General features: G+C 34.4%; 21 protein-coding genes and 1 pseudogene. 9 read left to right on the top strand and 13 right to left on the bottom strand.

Annotated elements, in window-relative coordinates; translation table 11 throughout:
- The first annotated feature begins 117 nt into the window (after positions 1 to 117).
- The 3 genes from FH144_RS00360 to FH144_RS00350 all read left to right on the top strand — a co-directional run bounded on the left by FH144_RS00360 (position 118) and on the right by FH144_RS00350 (position 2119).
- Complete coding sequence (locus FH144_RS00360) at positions 118 to 711, top strand: TetR/AcrR family transcriptional regulator (RefSeq protein ID WP_242313149.1); 594 nt, start codon at positions 118 to 120, stop codon at positions 709 to 711.
- 106 nt (positions 712 to 817) lie between these two features.
- Positions 818 to 1324 carry a DUF3278 domain-containing protein gene (locus FH144_RS00355; protein ID WP_242313148.1) on the top strand — a complete coding sequence of 169 codons (507 nt, stop codon included), beginning with the start codon at positions 818 to 820 and terminating at the stop codon, positions 1322 to 1324.
- Positions 1325 to 1402: 78 nt separating this feature from the next.
- Positions 1403 to 2119, top strand: coding sequence for an epoxyqueuosine reductase QueH (locus FH144_RS00350; protein WP_242313147.1), 717 nt, complete (start codon positions 1403 to 1405; stop codon positions 2117 to 2119).
- A 74-nt stretch (positions 2120 to 2193) separates the two neighbouring features.
- On the opposite strand, the gene FH144_RS00345 is transcribed toward FH144_RS00350, so the two are convergent.
- The 3 genes from FH144_RS00345 to FH144_RS00335 form a co-directional block, all read right to left on the bottom strand.
- On the bottom strand, positions 2194 to 2811 hold the full coding sequence (locus FH144_RS00345) for a LysE/ArgO family amino acid transporter (protein WP_242313146.1): 618 nt from the start codon (positions 2809 to 2811) through the stop codon (positions 2194 to 2196).
- A gap of 306 nt (positions 2812 to 3117) precedes the next feature.
- On the bottom strand, positions 3118 to 3402 hold the full coding sequence (locus FH144_RS00340) for a hypothetical protein (protein WP_242313145.1): 285 nt from the start codon (positions 3400 to 3402) through the stop codon (positions 3118 to 3120).
- Positions 3403 to 3556: 154 nt separating this feature from the next.
- Positions 3557 to 4624: a quinone-dependent dihydroorotate dehydrogenase gene (locus FH144_RS00335; protein WP_242313143.1), complete on the bottom strand. Its 1068-nt coding sequence runs from the start codon at positions 4622 to 4624 to the stop codon at positions 3557 to 3559.
- Between the two features lie 233 nt (positions 4625 to 4857).
- On the opposite strand from FH144_RS00335, the gene FH144_RS00330 reads away from it, so the two are divergent.
- On the top strand, positions 4858 to 5712 hold the full coding sequence (locus FH144_RS00330) for a fructosamine kinase family protein (protein WP_107507063.1): 855 nt from the start codon (positions 4858 to 4860) through the stop codon (positions 5710 to 5712).
- A gap of 160 nt (positions 5713 to 5872) precedes the next feature.
- Here the strand turns inward: FH144_RS00330 and FH144_RS00325 are convergent, their stop codons facing one another.
- From FH144_RS00325 to FH144_RS00300, 6 genes and pseudogenes are all read right to left on the bottom strand, one after another.
- On the bottom strand, positions 5873 to 6811 hold the full coding sequence (locus tag FH144_RS00325; RefSeq protein WP_242313142.1) for an amidohydrolase family protein: 939 nt from the start codon (positions 6809 to 6811) through the stop codon (positions 5873 to 5875).
- A gap of 6 nt (positions 6812 to 6817) precedes the next feature.
- Positions 6818 to 7431: pseudogene (locus tag FH144_RS00320) on the bottom strand (nuclear transport factor 2 family protein).
- 24 nt (positions 7432 to 7455) lie between these two features.
- Complete coding sequence (locus tag FH144_RS00315; RefSeq protein ID WP_242313141.1) at positions 7456 to 8292, bottom strand: alpha/beta fold hydrolase; 837 nt, start codon at positions 8290 to 8292, stop codon at positions 7456 to 7458.
- 63 nt (positions 8293 to 8355) lie between these two features.
- Positions 8356 to 9360, bottom strand: coding sequence for an amidohydrolase family protein (locus FH144_RS00310; RefSeq protein ID WP_242313140.1), 1005 nt, complete (start codon positions 9358 to 9360; stop codon positions 8356 to 8358).
- A 37-nt stretch (positions 9361 to 9397) separates the two neighbouring features.
- Entirely contained in the window at positions 9398 to 10102 is a 705-nt protein-coding gene (locus FH144_RS00305; protein ID WP_242313139.1) for an SDR family NAD(P)-dependent oxidoreductase, read from the bottom strand.
- A 2-nt stretch (positions 10103 to 10104) separates the two neighbouring features.
- Complete coding sequence (locus tag FH144_RS00300; protein ID WP_242313138.1) at positions 10105 to 10659, bottom strand: TetR/AcrR family transcriptional regulator; 555 nt, start codon at positions 10657 to 10659, stop codon at positions 10105 to 10107.
- 129 nt (positions 10660 to 10788) lie between these two features.
- Between FH144_RS00300 and FH144_RS00295 the strand changes: the two genes are divergently transcribed.
- From FH144_RS00295 to FH144_RS00285, 3 genes are read left to right on the top strand one after another with little or no spacing between them, the layout of a single operon-like run.
- Entirely contained in the window at positions 10789 to 11088 is a 300-nt protein-coding gene (locus FH144_RS00295; RefSeq protein WP_107507070.1) for a DUF2316 family protein, read from the top strand.
- 12 nt (positions 11089 to 11100) lie between these two features.
- Positions 11101 to 11919 (top strand): NmrA/HSCARG family protein, encoded by an 819-nt coding sequence (locus FH144_RS00290; protein ID WP_242313137.1) that lies wholly within the window; start codon positions 11101 to 11103, stop codon positions 11917 to 11919.
- Between the two features lie 26 nt (positions 11920 to 11945).
- Entirely contained in the window at positions 11946 to 12323 is a 378-nt protein-coding gene (locus FH144_RS00285; RefSeq protein ID WP_242313136.1) for a VOC family protein, read from the top strand.
- 59 nt (positions 12324 to 12382) lie between these two features.
- On the opposite strand, the gene FH144_RS00280 is transcribed toward FH144_RS00285, so the two are convergent.
- The 3 genes from FH144_RS00280 to FH144_RS00270 all read right to left on the bottom strand — a co-directional run bounded on the left by FH144_RS00280 (position 12383) and on the right by FH144_RS00270 (position 13617).
- Complete coding sequence (locus FH144_RS00280) at positions 12383 to 12610, bottom strand: DUF896 domain-containing protein (protein ID WP_242313135.1); 228 nt, start codon at positions 12608 to 12610, stop codon at positions 12383 to 12385.
- A gap of 24 nt (positions 12611 to 12634) precedes the next feature.
- On the bottom strand, positions 12635 to 12811 hold the full coding sequence (locus FH144_RS00275) for a hypothetical protein (RefSeq protein WP_242313134.1): 177 nt from the start codon (positions 12809 to 12811) through the stop codon (positions 12635 to 12637).
- 239 nt (positions 12812 to 13050) lie between these two features.
- A complete protein-coding gene (locus FH144_RS00270) occupies positions 13051 to 13617 on the bottom strand; it encodes a TetR/AcrR family transcriptional regulator (RefSeq protein ID WP_242313132.1) in 567 nt (188 codons plus the stop codon).
- A 229-nt stretch (positions 13618 to 13846) separates the two neighbouring features.
- Between FH144_RS00270 and FH144_RS00265 the strand changes: the two genes are divergently transcribed.
- Complete coding sequence (locus FH144_RS00265) at positions 13847 to 14407, top strand: M23 family metallopeptidase (protein ID WP_242313130.1); 561 nt, start codon at positions 13847 to 13849, stop codon at positions 14405 to 14407.
- Positions 14408 to 14663: 256 nt separating this feature from the next.
- Here FH144_RS00265 and FH144_RS00260 read toward each other — a convergent pair whose 3' ends face one another.
- On the bottom strand, positions 14664 to 15677 hold the full coding sequence (locus FH144_RS00260) for an alpha/beta hydrolase fold domain-containing protein (RefSeq protein ID WP_242313128.1): 1014 nt from the start codon (positions 15675 to 15677) through the stop codon (positions 14664 to 14666).
- Positions 15678 to 15942: 265 nt separating this feature from the next.
- Here FH144_RS00260 and FH144_RS00255 point away from each other — a divergent pair, with 265 nt between their 5' ends.
- Entirely contained in the window at positions 15943 to 17001 is a 1059-nt protein-coding gene (locus tag FH144_RS00255) for a PTS sugar transporter subunit IIC (RefSeq protein WP_242313126.1), read from the top strand.
- Positions 17002 to 17152: the final 151 nt, after the last annotated feature.

Raw genomic sequence — 17152 nt, 5'->3', positions numbered from 1 at the left:
TTCATAGTAAGAGATCTTTACTTTATCTACAACAATCAATGTATTGTCAGTTGTACGAAAACCAACAAAATAGATATAATTGTGTAATAACATGTAGTTTAAAGAGAGGTTTGAACAATGGTTCAAGATAGAAGAATTAGAAAATCACAAAATGCCATTAAAAGCGCATTTCTTGAATTACTGCAACAACAGTATTTTAATGATATTACTGTGCAACAAATTACAGATTTAGCTGATATTAATCGTGGGACGTTTTACACCCACTATTTAGATAAATACGATTTATTGGAAAAATTAGAAGATGAACATGTTGATATCGTACGTACTTTTATTAATGAGAGTAAAACGAGTAGTGGAGGTCAATTCTCAACTGAAGACTTACGTCAAATTATGGAATTTCTTATATCTCACATCGAAGAGAATATAGGATTTTACCGTTTAATGTTTAAAGTGGGTAAAGAATCGATGCTACATGAAAAATTATATAGCTTATTAAATAGTTATCTTAATAGCTTTACAAGTGAAGAAGGTAAAATTAGTGGTATTCCATTCTCCTATTTTATGAGTTATGTATCTGGAGCTGGATTATCATTTTTACGTCATTGGGTAGAAGACGACCAACGTGTTCCTAAAGAAGATTTAATTCAATACTTCTACGACATTGTCAACAATGGTCCTGCAACCATTTTACAAAGAGAAATAGAAAAATAAACAGCTAAGGTTCTAGTGTGAAATGTCATTTATATTTGACATAACCTCTGATGTTTTTTATAGTGAAGATAACGTAGCTATCAAATTTATGAGGTGAGTGGCGATAATGAGCACTAGAGATAAAATCATCAATCGTATCATTGGCGTAAGAGGCGAACGAGACGAAAGAGAGAAGATTGAACTTTATTCAAAATTTACTACCGCTTTCTTAGTAGCTTATTTAGGAATATTTATTATAGCGACAATCAGTTTAATTAATGATTATGTAACCCGGCAGGTCAACATACCAACGATAGGCATCTTTGCTGTTTTTCTAGCAGTGAATGTAACATTAATGATTACTGTTCGGAAAAATAAGTTAGATACAGAACGTGTTTATACTGAGGAAGAATACGAAGAATTATTGAGAAAAAATAAAATGAATTGTCTAGGGGCTGCGCTTTTCTTTTCTATAGTAATGCTTTTATTTGATTTAGTTTGGCTTTATATGTGGAAAGAATCTTTAAACCTAGCCTTCCTACTTATTAAAGATGGGTTAGCTGGAGTTTTCTTTGGTGTAATGATTTATTTTGCATCTAAAAGAAAAATAGCAAAAGAATATAAAATTGAATAGCATAAAATTATAATTCATTATCCTAATACTCCTTAAATATTATATAATTAATACATATAATATTTGAGGAGCGTTTTTATGTTAAAAGCAGATCCAATCATTGCGAAAATGAAGAATCAAAAGATTAATTATGACAAAGTGCTAAAAAAATTAATTAATCAGTGGGAGCGAGAAGATATACGCCCTAAAATTTTACTTCATAGTTGTTGTGCGCCTTGTAGCACGTATACTCTAGAGTATTTAACTCAATATGCAGATATTGCTATCTATTTTGCAAATCCTAATATTCATCCGAAAAATGAATATTTGCGACGTGCTAAAGTCCAAGAACAATTTGTGAAAGATTTTAATGAACGCACGGGACAGAATGTTAAATATATTGAGACACCGTATCAACCTCATGAGTTTATGAAAATGGCTAAATCACGTGGTTTAACTGAAGAACCAGAAGGGGGATTACGTTGTACTGCGTGTTTCGAGATGAGACTAGAATTAGTTGCTAAAGCAGCAGTTGAGTATGGCTATGATTACTTTGGTAGTGCACTCACGTTATCTCCAAAGAAAAATGCACAGTTAATTAATGAACTAGGCATGGAAGTTCAAAATTTATATGACGTCAGTTATTTGCCTAGTGATTTCAAGAAAAATAAAGGTTACGAACGTTCAATTGAAATGTGTAACGACTACAATATTTTTAGACAATGTTACTGTGGTTGCGTATTTGCAGCAATGGCTCAAGGTATTGATTTTAAAAAGATTAATCAAGAAGCCAAAGCCTTTTTAGAACAACATTAGTACTACTTTTTTAGTTAAATAGTTAAATAGCTAACAGCCCCTCACTACAACATGTAATAAGGGGCTGTTAGCTATTAATAAAGTAATTGAATAATATTTTTTAAAATAATAAGACTTACAATAAAGACAATTATGCTTGAAAGTTTATTCAAAGCGATGATGTATTTACCGGTTTTATCTATACTGCCTAACAATTTACCTAATATAGCTAATAAAATAAACCAAAACCAAGATACGGATATGGTAGCTATAGCGAAAGCTATTTTTTCATAACCAGTATATATAGAAGCACTCGTTCCTATCACGCCTACAGTATCCATAATCGCATGAGGGTTCAGCAATGATACAGATAAGGCAAAGCCAATTTGTTTCTTGATACTCATAGGTGCCATATCTCTAACATTTGAAGGCTTTTCTTTCCATAAAGACCATGCCATATATAAAAGAAATACAAATCCTATAATGTATATAATAAGTTGTAAAATAGGGAGCGACATTAATATTAATGACACACCTAATATAGCAATGACTATGAGGAAAGTATCACAAAAACCTGCCGTTATGATTACAGGAAGTGCTTTAGTAAGCTTCTTCTGATTGGCCCCTTGATTAAATACAAATACATTTTGCGCCCCTAAAGGCAGGATTAGACCTAAGGCTAATAAAATCCCGTGTATAGTTGCTTGTAACATTAGTTAACTCACTTTCTACATAATATGAGGAGGCATTCTTTAAAGTATTAGAGAATAGATACTTTCACGATAGGTCATTTATTAATTTATATTCTGCTATTTATACAAACTCGCTATAATAAAGACGTTTAATTTTTCTTTTTAAACAAACCTATAATACAAAGCTATGGCAGCTAATATTAAACCTACAGTAATTCCAGAACTCATTTAATCGTCCTTCCTATATAAGATAATTAAATACAGAATAACTTTTAGTAGACAAAAATCCCAACTTCAATGGCAATTCATCAAGTTGGGATCATTCATTTATAACGTGCGATTGATAAAACGTATAATTGCTAGAACTGCTATGACTAAAGTTGAAAGGAGAGCGGCTATTTTCCAACCTTTTTTCTGTTTTTCAGGTTCTGGGTCTTCATTCTCCATCATTTCTAATAATTCACGTTCGATTTCAAGATCTAATTCTGTTTTTTTCTCACCATTATAACCAATGCTATTATCATCTTTGGCTTGTTTTTGTTGAGATGTCGCAGATTGCTCTTCATTTGTTGACGTTTGATTTGTCTCTTTAGTTTTGTTCTCTACCGTCATAGAAATAATCCTCCGATAAACTTGCGTATCTTTGGTTTTAGTATAGTACAATATTTCATTAAGTAAAGTATTTTATTATTAAATTGTAGACAAAGTCTTTTTGTTAGTTCGCAACCAATATAACGACATTTTTAAGCTTAACTATTCCGGAAAACTACTTAGCATCTAATCCGATAATGTCGCTTACGTTGTTATAGTTATGTTGTTTTAAATATTTAGCAATATCTTTGTTGATTTTTTTAGTTAAACCTGGGCCTTCAATAACTAGAGATGAATAAATTTGAACGAGTGAAGCACCATTTCTCATCATTTGAATAGCATCTTGAGCGCTAAAGATACCACCAGTTCCAATAATTAAGAATTCACCGTTAGTTTGTTGATAAGCCCATTTCACTAATTCTAGATTTCTTTTGAAAAGGGGTTGCCCACTTAATCCGCCGTCTTCTACTTTATTTGGCGATGTTAAACCATCACGTTTACGTGTAGTATTGGCAAGAATCATACCGTCGAATGTTTCAGTAATTGCCGGCAAGATATTTTTAAATCCTTCTAATTCTAAGTCAGATGTTAATTTTAAGAAAATAGGAACATTGATTTCTGTAGAAGCTTTGAAATCTTTTAATGCCTGGCATAGCATTGAGAACTCATCTTTATCATGGAAACTTTGTAAATTCTCAGTATTTGGTGAACTAATGTTGACGGTAAAGAATGACACGTCTGCTTTAAACGTATCGATGACTTTAATGTAGTCTTGATAACGCTCGTTATAAGCCGTTGTTTTATTAACACCCACATTTAAGCCAACCGGGATGTTATAGGCATGGCGACGTAAGTTACTTAACGCTTTGTTCATTCCGCTATTATTAAAGCCCATGCGATTGATTAACGCATTATCTTCAATTAAACGATACATACGTGGTTTAGGATTGCCGTCTTGAGGTTTAGGTGTAATTCCACCTAATTCAAGTGCGCCGAAGCCAGCATTTTCAAGGGCTTTAGGAACTTCACAAGATTTATCGAAGCCTGCTGCTAAAACGACTGGATTATTAAATTGAATACCTTTGATTGTTTGAGATAATGAAGGATCTTCGTAAGTAAATAATTTGTGGATAATTGGTAATAAGAAAGGGCGTTTTTGTGCGACTTTTAACGCATCAATGGTCATGCCATGTGCTTTCTCTGGGTCGAATTTAAATAATAGAGGTTTGATTAGTTTGTACATAATAATGCTCCTATTTCATTGTATTTGAGGCTTACTATCCTCATTTAATATCATTGAAAAACATTTCTATATTAGACTAGCATGTTCATTACTAATTTCCTAGTCTATTTATCTAATGTTTGAAAATTCACCTCAAATTTGGGAGATAAGACAAATTCATGATAAAGATTAAAGTACACATTTTCAGGAAATATAGTAATAATAAGGATAATCAATTAAAGGAGGATGCCTTTATGAATCAAGAATGGCAAGACCAATTACCATTGGATAATATACAAGAGATTACCCCGGTAAGTGGAGGCGATGTGAATGAAGCGTTTAAAGTAACGACAAAAGACGATGTCTATTTCTTATTAGTGCAACGTCATCGTGATAAATCATTCTATGCCAATGAAATTGCAGGGCTAGAAGCGTTTGAAGAAGCGGGAGTTACTGCACCACGTGTGATCGCTAACGGGGAAATTAAAGATGATGCCTTCCTAATCTTAAGTTATTTAGATGAAGGAACGAGTGGTAGCCAACGTGAATTAGGGCAATTAGTAGCTAAAATGCATAGCCAACAACAACCTGAAGGTAAATTTGGCTTTGAATTACCACACGAAGGCAGTGACATTTCATTTGATAATTCATGGTCAGATTCATGGATAGAAATATTTGTCGAACGTCGGATGGACCATTTGAGAGATGAATTAATGCGCAAAGGTTTATGGAACGAAGAAGATAATAAAGTGTACCAACAAGTGCGTACGGTCATGGTTAACACTCTAGAAGAGCATAAGAGTAAACCCTCACTGTTACACGGTGACTTATGGGGTGGTAACTACATGTTCTTAACAGATGGCAGTCCGGCACTATTCGACCCAGCACCATTCTATGGCGATAGAGAATTTGACTTAGGGATTACGACCGTATTTGGAGGCTTTACTCAAGAATTCTATGATGAATATGAGAAACATTATCCTTCTGGAAAAGGATCACGTAAACGCTTAGAATTTTATAGATTATATCTCTTCATGGTTCACTTACTTAAATTTGGTGGAATGTACGCAAGCAGCGTCAACCGCTCAATGAACGAAATCCTAGCATAAATATCGAACCATACAATATAAGAAAAACCTGAGAAATAAATATCTTGGTTTAAAAATTACACGCAAATAATGTAGTATTGATAAAAAGAGCGTAGAGATGATTTTTATTTAATCACCTCTACGCTCATACTTTTGGATTTAAGTCCTAGTCGCTTTTTATTTATAGTGTTTTTAATAATTGTTGCCCATTATCATACAACATCTTTTCAAGTTCATGACGTGAAATTAACTCAGTAGATTCAAGTTCATCCGCTAACATCGTCACTACTTGATCCGTCGTATACGGTGCATCAGAACCATAGACAATCTTATTCATATCCACACATTGTGCAATGTTAGGTAACTGGTACGGTAAAACTTTTCCAGCTAAATCAAAGTAAAGTTCTTTCATCACCTGTTCTAAATCATCAGGTTGACGCTCGCTACCAAACATCTTATTACCCATCGCCACACGTTGCGCAATTACAGGTAATAAAGCACCGCAATGTGGCACAATCCATTTAATATTCGGATATTTACTAAACACGTTATTTTGACTCATATAAATAATCGTACGTGTTGTATCAAAAATAAATTCCATTAATGGTGCAGGAACTACTTCACTCATAGCTTCAATATTAGGTTTCGGTTCATTAGGGTGCAATGCAACTAATGCATGGCGCTCGTTCAATTTAGCCAATACGTCATCTAAACGCGCATCACCAATATAAATACCACGTGCATTAGTAGGCAACGTAAAGCCTAACGCGCCTTGTTGATCTAACGCCTTATCAATTGTCGCAATGCTTTCTTCCACTAAAGGTAGTGGTAATGTCGCAAAGAAACCTAATTGTTCAGGGTATTTATGCACCATTTCAGACGCATAGTCATTTACTTCTTTAGCTAAATCAACCATCTCATCATCAGACGCAGCACTAATGTGCGGACTCGAAATAGACAACACACCATACTCAATTTCCATACGATTCATCAAATCTAGATAACCCTCAGGAGAGAAGGCAGGCGTCGCTACACCATCGCCTTTCCCATCAAAGTATTTATCTAGAAAATGTGAAAATCCAGGTGAAATATAATGCGCATGCAAATCAATCTTCTTCATAGTTATTTACGCTTCCTTTTCTTTAAAAGTTAACCAACTATCGATTTCATTATAATAGTTACTTACTTCAGCTGGTCGATCGATACCTTGGAGTTCACTGTTAACCTCATAACCAATTTCATTTAACGCATATGACAAGCACGTGTAACTTTCACGATAGCCTACAAAATCTTGCTTTGGAAGATTAATGGTCGTAGGTTTAACTGGTGTTAAGCTATCTTTTTCAGACGCGTGATGTACCAAACGCCTTGCTCATCTTGTTCGACACAGTAAACCAATTTAGCATCTGATTGTAATTCCATTTCAACATTTTGCATTGGTAAGCGTGTTTGAATTGTCGCTTGCATAATAGCTACTGCACGCGTGTCATTAATCCAAATTTGAGAATTATGGATTTGATGAGGCGCATAACGATTCATCTCTTTTGAAGAAGTTACAAATTCACTTCCTGTGCCTTTAAACCAAGAGATATTGACGTAAGAATCTTTAGCGAAACATGTGGCCATGCTATCCCATAATGCATTATCACGACAAAAACGTTCAAATTGTATGAGTTCCAAGATATCTTCTTTAGCTAATAATGTTTCCTGTGTATAGGGTTTGTTTCTAGTGAATAGCACAGTGCGGACACTCCTTTGAGTCAATTATCCCCATAATTCAAGTAAGACATTAGCGAAACCTTCTGGCTCTTGAACATAACCTAAATGGCCACCTGGAATATCAACAATATCGATACCAGTTTGTTCAGAGATGTAGAAGTTAACTTCATGAGGGAATGAACCTTTTGAAGCTGTACCATTCAATAAAGTGATAATGTCTTTGTGTTTGTTGAAATCATCAATTGAAATATCAGATTCAGTATATTGACGAATTTCATATTTGAACCAACCTAACATTTCGTCAAAGCGTTTTTTACTTTCTGCATCGTTTTCAGCTTGTGCAGGTTTAGACATAGATTGTTGGTCGATTTTACTTATTTTAAGTGTTTCACCGAATAATTTCATTGCTTGAGGCATACCTTCATTGACTGCAATATCAATAATTTCGGCATTTTTGTCTTGCCAATATTTTGCATCTGGTAAGAATGTGTTGATTGGTGGTTCATGGAAAGCAATTTTTTTCACAACATCTGGGTGGTCTTTTAATACGTGCATTGCAACGATTGAACCAGAACTTGAACCTAATACATATACAGGTTCATCACTAAGTGATTTAGCTAATTCAGCGATGTCTTGGGCATCACGTTTAACACGATAACGGCTATCTGGACTAGCGACTTCGTCAGGAAGTGGCTCAGTTAATTCACTTTGTCCATAACCACGACGGTCTACAGCTACTACTGTGAATTTATCTTTTAATTGTTGTGCAAGTGGCATAAAAATGTCACCTGTACCGTTCGCACCAGGAATTAAGATAAGTACAGGACCATTGCCTACTTTGTTATAACGTAATTTAGCATCTTGTAATTCTAAAGTTTCCATATTAAAAAACCTCCATTTAAATCAGTCTATTTTTAAAATTTTTACTTAAAATGTATCTATTATTTATTTATCGAGGCCTAATAATTTAGCGCCATTTTTATAACTAATTTTTTCTTGTTCTTCTTCTGTTAAGCCTAAGTCGCTTAGGAATGTACCTAATTTTTCAGGTTCAACATAAGGATAGTCGGCTGCGTATAAAATTCTATCAATACCAACTTCAGCTTTAACTAAATCAAATTGTGGTTTAGTTAACATACCACTTGGCGTAATATAGAAATTATTTTTGAAATAATAACTAATTTCGTGTTCTAAATGATCTGCGAAGAGGATATCGTCCATACGTTCTAAGAAGAATGGTACAAATTCGCCCCAGTGACCAATAATTAAGTTTAAGTTAGGGTGACGATCGAAGACACCTGATAATACAAGGTGAATCGCATGAATGCCTACATCGACATGCCAACCATAACCGAAGCAAGCGAATGTAGCAGCAGTTACATCTGGATAGTTACCTTTGTAATAAGCTTGATAAACATCGCTTTGTACTGGAGAAGGGTGCAAGTAAATTGGCACATTCAATTCTTCAGCTGTTGCGAATAAGTCATCGTATTCATCTTGATCTAAGAAACCATCGTTAGGATGGCCCATGATTAATGCACCTTTGAAACCAAGCTCATTGATACAACGTTTGAATTCTTCAACTGAAGCTTGTGGTTCATTAATTGGTAATGTGGCAAAGCCAACAAAGCGGTCAGGATGTTCTTTGATGTAGTCGGCTAATGTGTCATTCGCTTGTTGACACAATTCAATCGCACGTTCACCTTTTAAGTTTGAAGGTGCGCCATTACCGTATGATAATACTTGTTTTTCTACATCATGTTTATCCATAAATTTAATACGGGCATCATGATGCTTAATTTCATCAGCATCAGTGAAACCTGATTTTTGTTCAAGTCCTTTAAGCATCGTTTGCATAGGAACGCCTTTAGGGTCTGATGACATATGTTTCATCGTTTCTTGTTGAATTTCGTCTACGACATAGTGTTCTTCAAAGTTAATACTTTTCATTGAAAAGCCTCCTCATAAAATAGAAATAAATGATTGATTACCAAGGTAATGTGCCATTAGCGTCAATAAATGTACCAGTAGGGCCGTCTTTATCGATTGTCGCAAGTTTCACAATTGAAATAACGCCTTCAGAAGCAGGTTTAGAGTTATTGCTAAAGTCGCCAACTAAGTCAGTGTTTGTTGAACCTGGATCTGCTGCGTTAATTTGAATATGTGGTAAACTTTTCGCGTATTGAACGGTCATCATCGTTACGGCAGATTTAGAAGAACAATAAGCTAATGAATTCACTTTAGATTCTTGTGTTTCAGGATTAGTCACCATGCCGAATGAACCTAGACCACTACTTACATTAACCACAACCGGTTGTTCAGATTGTTCAAGCAGTGGGATGAATGTATTCATCATTCGTACTATACCGAAGACATTTGTATTATAAACATCTTGAACATCGTTCGCCGTTAAATCAGCAGGTTTTTTAAAGCCACCTGAAATACCCGCATTGTTAATTAAGACATCTAAATGTCCTTCATTTTCTTTAATTGTGTTAAAAGCTTTTTCTACGGAAGCGTCATCTGTCACGTCGAGTTGTACAACTTCAACGCCAAGTTGTTCTGCAGCTTCACGGCCACGTTCTTCATTACGAGAACCAATATATACTTTATGTCCTTGTTGTTTTAATTCTTTCGCTGCTTCAAAGCCTAAACCTTTATTTCCGCCAGTAATTAATGTGACTTTTTCCATTATTACTCCTCCTCATTAGGTAAATAGAGTTTTATTAAATTATCTCTAAATATTTCATTAGATAGTTGTCGTTCATTTTTTTGGAATGTAAATGTTGTTGTAGTTAAAGATTTTAATAACATGTCTGTTTTAAATATTGCCCATGATTCATCTTCATCATCATTAAATAAATCAAAGTAGTATTGATTTAAATTTTGAAAGAAATCACTAGAACGGAATAATTTAACGTTATCTTCACCTTCAATACAATTAAGTAAATCGCTATTATCCGTTTTAAATTTTAAAAATATATCAAGTGAATGACTCATAATTTCTTTCTTAGAAGAATAACGTTCTTTAACGCTTAACATTTGGTTCATGATAGTATCAAAATCATGTTCAATAATGTGGTAACATAAATCGCCCTTGTCTTTAAAATGACGGTAGAGGGTTCCCATACCGATATTTAATTCTTTAGAAATTCGATTCATACTCACATTTTTAACGCCTTCCGAATTGAATAATTCGAGCGCCTTTTCTTCTATACGTTGTCGGTTTTCGCGTGCATCTTTACGCATCATATCACCCCTTTAAAATTTATATTATTGACAAACGGATAATGATCCGTTTGTTATAAATCGTTTTAATTAGTAATTCAAATATTAAGCATTATTAATCATTTTATTTTAGAAAAGAGTTGTTAGTTGATGTCATTAAATAAAGAACAAAGACGTGTGACGAGTGAAGAACTTAAAGCACATTTTCATGAATCTACATTAAGTATTGAAAAGATTGCAGAAGAAATGAATATTTCTGTTACAGAAGTGGAAAAGGTGTTAAACATGGACGCTCCCAATGGATTCTTTGGCAATAAATTACAAAAATTCATACACTTAGTATGGGATGTCCGTGATTTAATCAATGACAACATTAAATTAAACGGAGATCAACCTGAAGAATATACGTATTTAAAAGGCGATAAAGAAGATTATTGGTTCTTACAATAGGAGAGATAAATTATGAGTAAAAGTATATTAGTAATAGGCGCTACAGGTAAACAAGGTAACGCAGTCGTTAAACAGCTATTAAAAAATAACTGGAAAGTCCGTGCTTTTACACGTAATAAAAATAATGAAAAATTAACATCAATCAATGACAGTAACCTAGAAATATTTGAAGGTGACTTGAGTAGTCAAGAAAGCTTAACTGAAGCAATGAATGGCCAGTATGGTGTATATAGCGTGCAACCGATTATCGTTGATGATGTGGAAGAAGAATTACGCCAAGGTAAAATGATTATCCATACTGCAGAACAACAAGATATTCAACCTATTGTTTATAGTACGGCAGGTGGCGTGAATCGCGATCGTATTGGTCCACATTTTGAAGCGTTAGCTGATATTGAGAATGAGCTTAAAGCAAGTTCACTAAATTATACAATTATTAAACCATCCTTCTTTATGGATAATTTCTTAAGAATTACAACAGTAGAAAATGGGGAAATAAGTATTCCAGAATTTATTGATAGAGATGTTAAATTTGCGATGATTTCTTCTATAGATATCGCTAAAATTGCAGCTAATATTTTCGCGTCTCGAGAAGACTATAATCATCAAGCTATAGAAATTGCCTCTGACGAATTGACATTAAAAGAGGTAGTAAAAGCGTTTGCCACAGTAACTGGTAAACCAACAGAAATTAAAGGAACGTTCTCTAGTGGTACGGCAGAACGTGGTTGGTTAGAAGAAAAAGGTTATGTAGTCGATTTCAATCAAATGGACCGTATTAACCCAACACGTTTAACCTTAGAACAATGGATTAGTAAAGTAAGCTTTTAATTTATAGTTAAAATGGGGCGATGATTTTGATTCAATCGATGTGGTTTAATTTACACGTAGAGAATTTAGAACGTAGTGAACAATTCTACAAAAACTTAGGTTTTGAAATCAATAAAAACCCAGATATGTTAGATAAAATGATAGGAATTAAAATCGGTCAAACTATCGTTATTTTGATTGAAAATAATCATTTTGAACAGGTCACTCATGAAGAAACTACTTCTCAACCTAATGAATTAATTATTTCATTAGGAGTAAAAACAAATGACGAAGTAGATAAGCTAACTTCACAAGTTAAAGAAGCTGGTGGTACGATTATCGATGAACCTGGTATTTATCAGGGCTATTACGGTGCTACATTTGCTGATTTAGATGGCCATAAATTTAACTTTTTAGTCTGTTAAATAAAAGAAGCGGCGCTAGAAATCTTTGAATGACATTAGATTTCTGGCGCCGTTTCTATTTAAATATTACCGTATTGTTCTCTCAAGTCGTACACTTTATCAGGTGTGACATCTTGGCCAAGTGGGTCCAACACTTTCATAGTTGAGAAAGTATTTAATACTTGTCCTCTAATCATACCTAAGTACTCTTGTCTAAGTTGTTGTTGTTCTTGTTTTTCTTCGATAGTTAAACCGCTCATTTTTTCTTTATTTGCTAAGTGATTAATTCTTGTTAATAATTCTCTCATTATTGATCCTCCTAATTATCTTGATTATGCGATACGTTCAAGATTAGGTGAAAGGGAAGTTATGACGTTAATTTCAGGGCTTTCCCACATCCACCACGTGATTGATACGTATATAAATTTGATAGGGTTTATTATTTTTTCTAGAAAAGTGGCACCACTTTGTAGCAACTTGTAATGCTCGTGATCGTCGGAATCTGACATCTTAACTCCTCCTTTCATACGGATATTAAAAAAACACTTATTATTTAACTAACACTTGTTGTATAAATGTACTATACTCCCATTATTTAGATAGTACAACTGACATATATCAATATTTGTCGTATAGGCAACATATAAAGAAATAAGTTGTTTAGTTGGGGAATATTAACTAGTTAAAGAGGGACAACACTATTCATTATCGAGATGACATTAACGTGTTGTCCCGTTCCTAAGGATATTTAAAGATGGGTAATATGGTGGAGTAAGAACGGCAAATTCTTTTCAATAAATGCTTCAGCGGTGAGAGAACTTGTATTAAGCCAGTGACGCGCAAGATCACTGAGTCCCGTTGATAAAAAGCTCGCACTACTTACTAGAATGTCAATATCATGTTCTGGGTAGCTATTGCGTAGCATGATAGTGAAAATATCTTCTAATTCATTGTTAATACGCTTGTGCGCTTGATTACAAAAGGTTTCACTATTCATCTCGCAAGAGTGGTGCACTTCGGCCATATAGTGCGCGATAGAAATAAATAATGTCGACATAACTTCTTCATTAATTACTTCGGAAATGACGAGTGAATCATTTAAATCTTTTAAAATAGTAACAGACAAGGTGTAGTCTAAAATATCGTATTTATCGGTAAAGTGAGCGTAAAACGTAGCGCGATTGACTGTCGCACGTTCGGTAATATCTTTGACAGTAATTTGTGACATCTTCTTCTCACGTGACACTTCTTGAAATGCTTCGACGAGTAATTTTTTAGTGCGTATAATACGCGGATCAACTTTGGTAGTGGACACTATAGTGGCCTCCTTTTTTGACAATAAGCTTATTCAAATTATCTGTCGAATTATCGACGTTGTCAAAAAGTGAGATTATAAGCACTCTAGAATAATGTTGATTCATTCCAATTCATCAACCTATAGTAGTGCTCTCATCTTTTAGTCTGATTGTGAGCTAAATACATTTGTCATATTTAGTATTTTGTTAATATGTGAGTATCATTTTACTGTTTTGGGAGGGCGATGTTTGAAGAAGATTATAATGAATCTAATTACGTTAGCTATAGTTGTGGGCTTGGGAGTATTGGCCCTTAACTTAATTAATCGCATTGATTTTAGCGATATAGATAATCAGAGTACGAACGAGTCGACGTTTGATTGGGAAGACCGTAGCCGGCTCACACATGGTTTTGGGACTTATAATCATGATTTAGAATTTAATGGGAAGAATGCCCATTACGGTAACGATTATGACTTACCTGAAGATACTGAAGTATTAGCAGCTACAGATGGTACGGTTACACGTATTTTTAAAGATAAATTAGGTGGAAAAGTTTTACAAATCTCAGAAACTAATGGTCAATATTACCAATGGTATATGCATTTGAATGAGATTAAAGTCGAACAAGGGGAACAAGTAAAAGCGGGTGACGTTATCGCATTATCAGGTAATACAGGTAAGCAAACAACAGGGCCACATCTTCATTTTCAAAGAATGAAAGGTGGCATTGGAAATCAATTTGCGGAAGACCCACAAGATTTTATAGATAACTTACCAGAAGGCGAGAATAGTTTATTTAATATATAAAAGAAGCTTGAAGCGGATTTGATTCTTACGTAAAATCAGTCCACTTCAAGCTATTTTTATTTTAGAAGATTTTGTCACAAAAGTGTTTAGAATTTGAGTAAAAAAAGGATAGTATCTCTTAATCCATTATTAGGCAGTAGTTGTCTGAAATGAAGATGCGTTCGAGCCTCACTTTCTTCATTTCTAGTCAACCTTGTCGGGGCGGGACTACGAAATCTTTGAAATTACATTAGATTTCTGTCCCGCTCCCTAGATTTCAGTTTCGCTCCCTATCTTTTATTGTTCGGTTATCTTCAATAATGTGTTTGATATTACTGATGACTTCTTTTTGTTCTGGAATTGGCATAATAGCGTAATCGTGGAATAGGTTATGACCAATAATTAAATTATGGCTAATACCTTTGCCGTCTAACGTTTTTGATAAATCTACTACGTCTGGGTAGAAGATTTCATCGGTACCTATCACGAATGTTACTTTTCCTAAATCTTCAAAGTTACCATATTTAGGAGAAACTTTATAATGACCATCTGGTAGACCATTCGCCCATAATTCTAAAAATCTGCGTAAACTTTTCTGAGTAAGGAATGCATCGCGTGGTTGTATAGCGTAAATATCTGGGTGGTTAAGACGTGATTCAACACATGGTGAAAGTGCGATAATATCTTTAGGTTGAGCGAGATTTAGCTCATTAAGATACTGCGCAAAACTTAAAGCAATATGACCACCAGCAGAATCGCCCATTAATGTAATTTGGTTCGCGGCATTCGTATCATTTAAGATGTCTTTATAAATTGAAGCTAATAAATTAAATGCAGCATGATGATCATGTGTTGGTATCTTTGGATAGTTAGGTGCTACAACTTTAGCATCGAAAGTCTCGGCTAACGTATCGATTAATTTGTAGTGTTCTTTAAATGGACCTTCAATCCATGCACCACCGTGAACATATAGAATCACACGTTGGTCTCTGTCTTGCTTATCATTAATTGTATAAATGATGCTATTGTCTTGAGTTTCGGCATCGAAACGATGTTTGAAACGATAGTCTGTAGGCGTAGGTGTTTCCATTTGTTCATCGCGTTTAAGTGCTATCATTTTATCGATTTTTTGATCAGTATTTAGAAAACGTTTCGGTCCAAACGCTTTAGTCATCGCATTAGTTAGAAAACTTCTATAACTACGCTTTTTAACTTTAGTTTCATAAAGGTATGAACTTAAAGCAGCTGTACCTATTCCAGCAATTGCACCATATATAAATGCTTTTTTCATGGAAAATCCTCCTCTTTCTTACATTAAGGTATTCAACTATCTTAATACATTGAATACAAGAAGTTAAATAAAATAGGCTATAACCTCATTAAAATGGACGGTCAATCTCTCGAATAACCCTATGAGTCCACGTATTTATAAATATCTGAAGAAAAATCAAAAATAATATTCTGAAAATTTAGAATTTGTGGTATAGTAAATTCTATCATTAATTAAGCACATGTTCATCTTAAGTGTGAATGTAAACACCGTGGGAGGTTTTAGAATGACAACAGAACTTAGAAATATGGGCGTTAAAGAGTTTACCTTTAAGGTACTATCCGGGGTAGCAATTGGTATCGTTGTAGGTTTAGTACCTAATGCGATTTTAGGTGAAATCTTTAAAGCGCTCATGCATCATCACCCATTTTTTGGAACATTATTACATGTGGTACAAGCAATGCAATTTACTGTACCAGCCTTAATCGGAGCATTAATTGCTTTGAAATTTGAAATGACACCGCTCGCTATAGCCGTAGTGGCTAGTGCGTCGTATGTGGGTAGTGGCGCGGCTCAATTTAAAGACGGAGCATGGATTATTGCAGGTATTGGGGATTTAATCAATACCATGATTACGGCCACTATCGCAGTATTATTTATCTTATTAATTGAAAAACGTGTAGGAAGCATGGCGCTTATAGTTTATCCTACAATCGTAGGTGGTGCATCTGCCACAATTGGCGTGTTAATTCTTCCTTATGTACATATGATTACAACTGGAATTGGTAATATTGTTAATAGCTTTACTGAATTACAACCTGTCTTAATGTGTATGTTAATTTCGATGGTCTTCAGTTTCATCATTATTTCACCACTTTCAACCGTGGCAATCGCGATTGCGATAGGGATTGCAGGACTTGCTGCCGGTTCAGCATCGATTGGAATCTCTGCTACTGAGGCCGTGTTGCTTATCGGTACAAGTAAAGTAAACCGTGTTGCTGTACCAATTTCAATTTTCTTTGGTGGCGTGAAGATGATGATGCCGAATATGGTTAGATACCCAATTATTATGTTGCCAATCTTAATTACGGCAGGTGTCTCAGGAATCGTCGGAAGTTTAATCGGTATTGCCGGTACTAAAGAATCAGCAGGCTTCGGTTTTATCGGAATGATTGGACCTATCAGCGCATTCAAGTTTTTACATGTTGATTCTACAGTCCTTAGCATTATATTAATCGTCTTAGGATTCTTTGTTGTGCCATTATTAACAGCTTATATACTAGATATCATCTTCCGTAAAGTTTTACGTCTATATACAAACGATATCTATAAATTCATGGGTTAAACACGTTTCAAATGTGGAGTTGGTAAATTGCTATTTATAAGCAGTTTATCAACTCCTTTTTTCCTTAGAAAAATTAAAAATAAACTAAATTATATAATTGTGTATCAATGAATAATGTTACAATGTAAATGAGTAATATGATAAATAAAGG

This window comes from Staphylococcus sp. acrmy (genome assembly GCF_022690565.1).
Taxonomy (GTDB): Bacteria; Bacillota; Bacilli; order Staphylococcales; family Staphylococcaceae; genus Staphylococcus; species Staphylococcus caledonicus.
The sequence above is the reverse complement of the archived record's forward strand: the minus strand, read 5'-3'. Positions and strand labels throughout refer to the sequence as shown.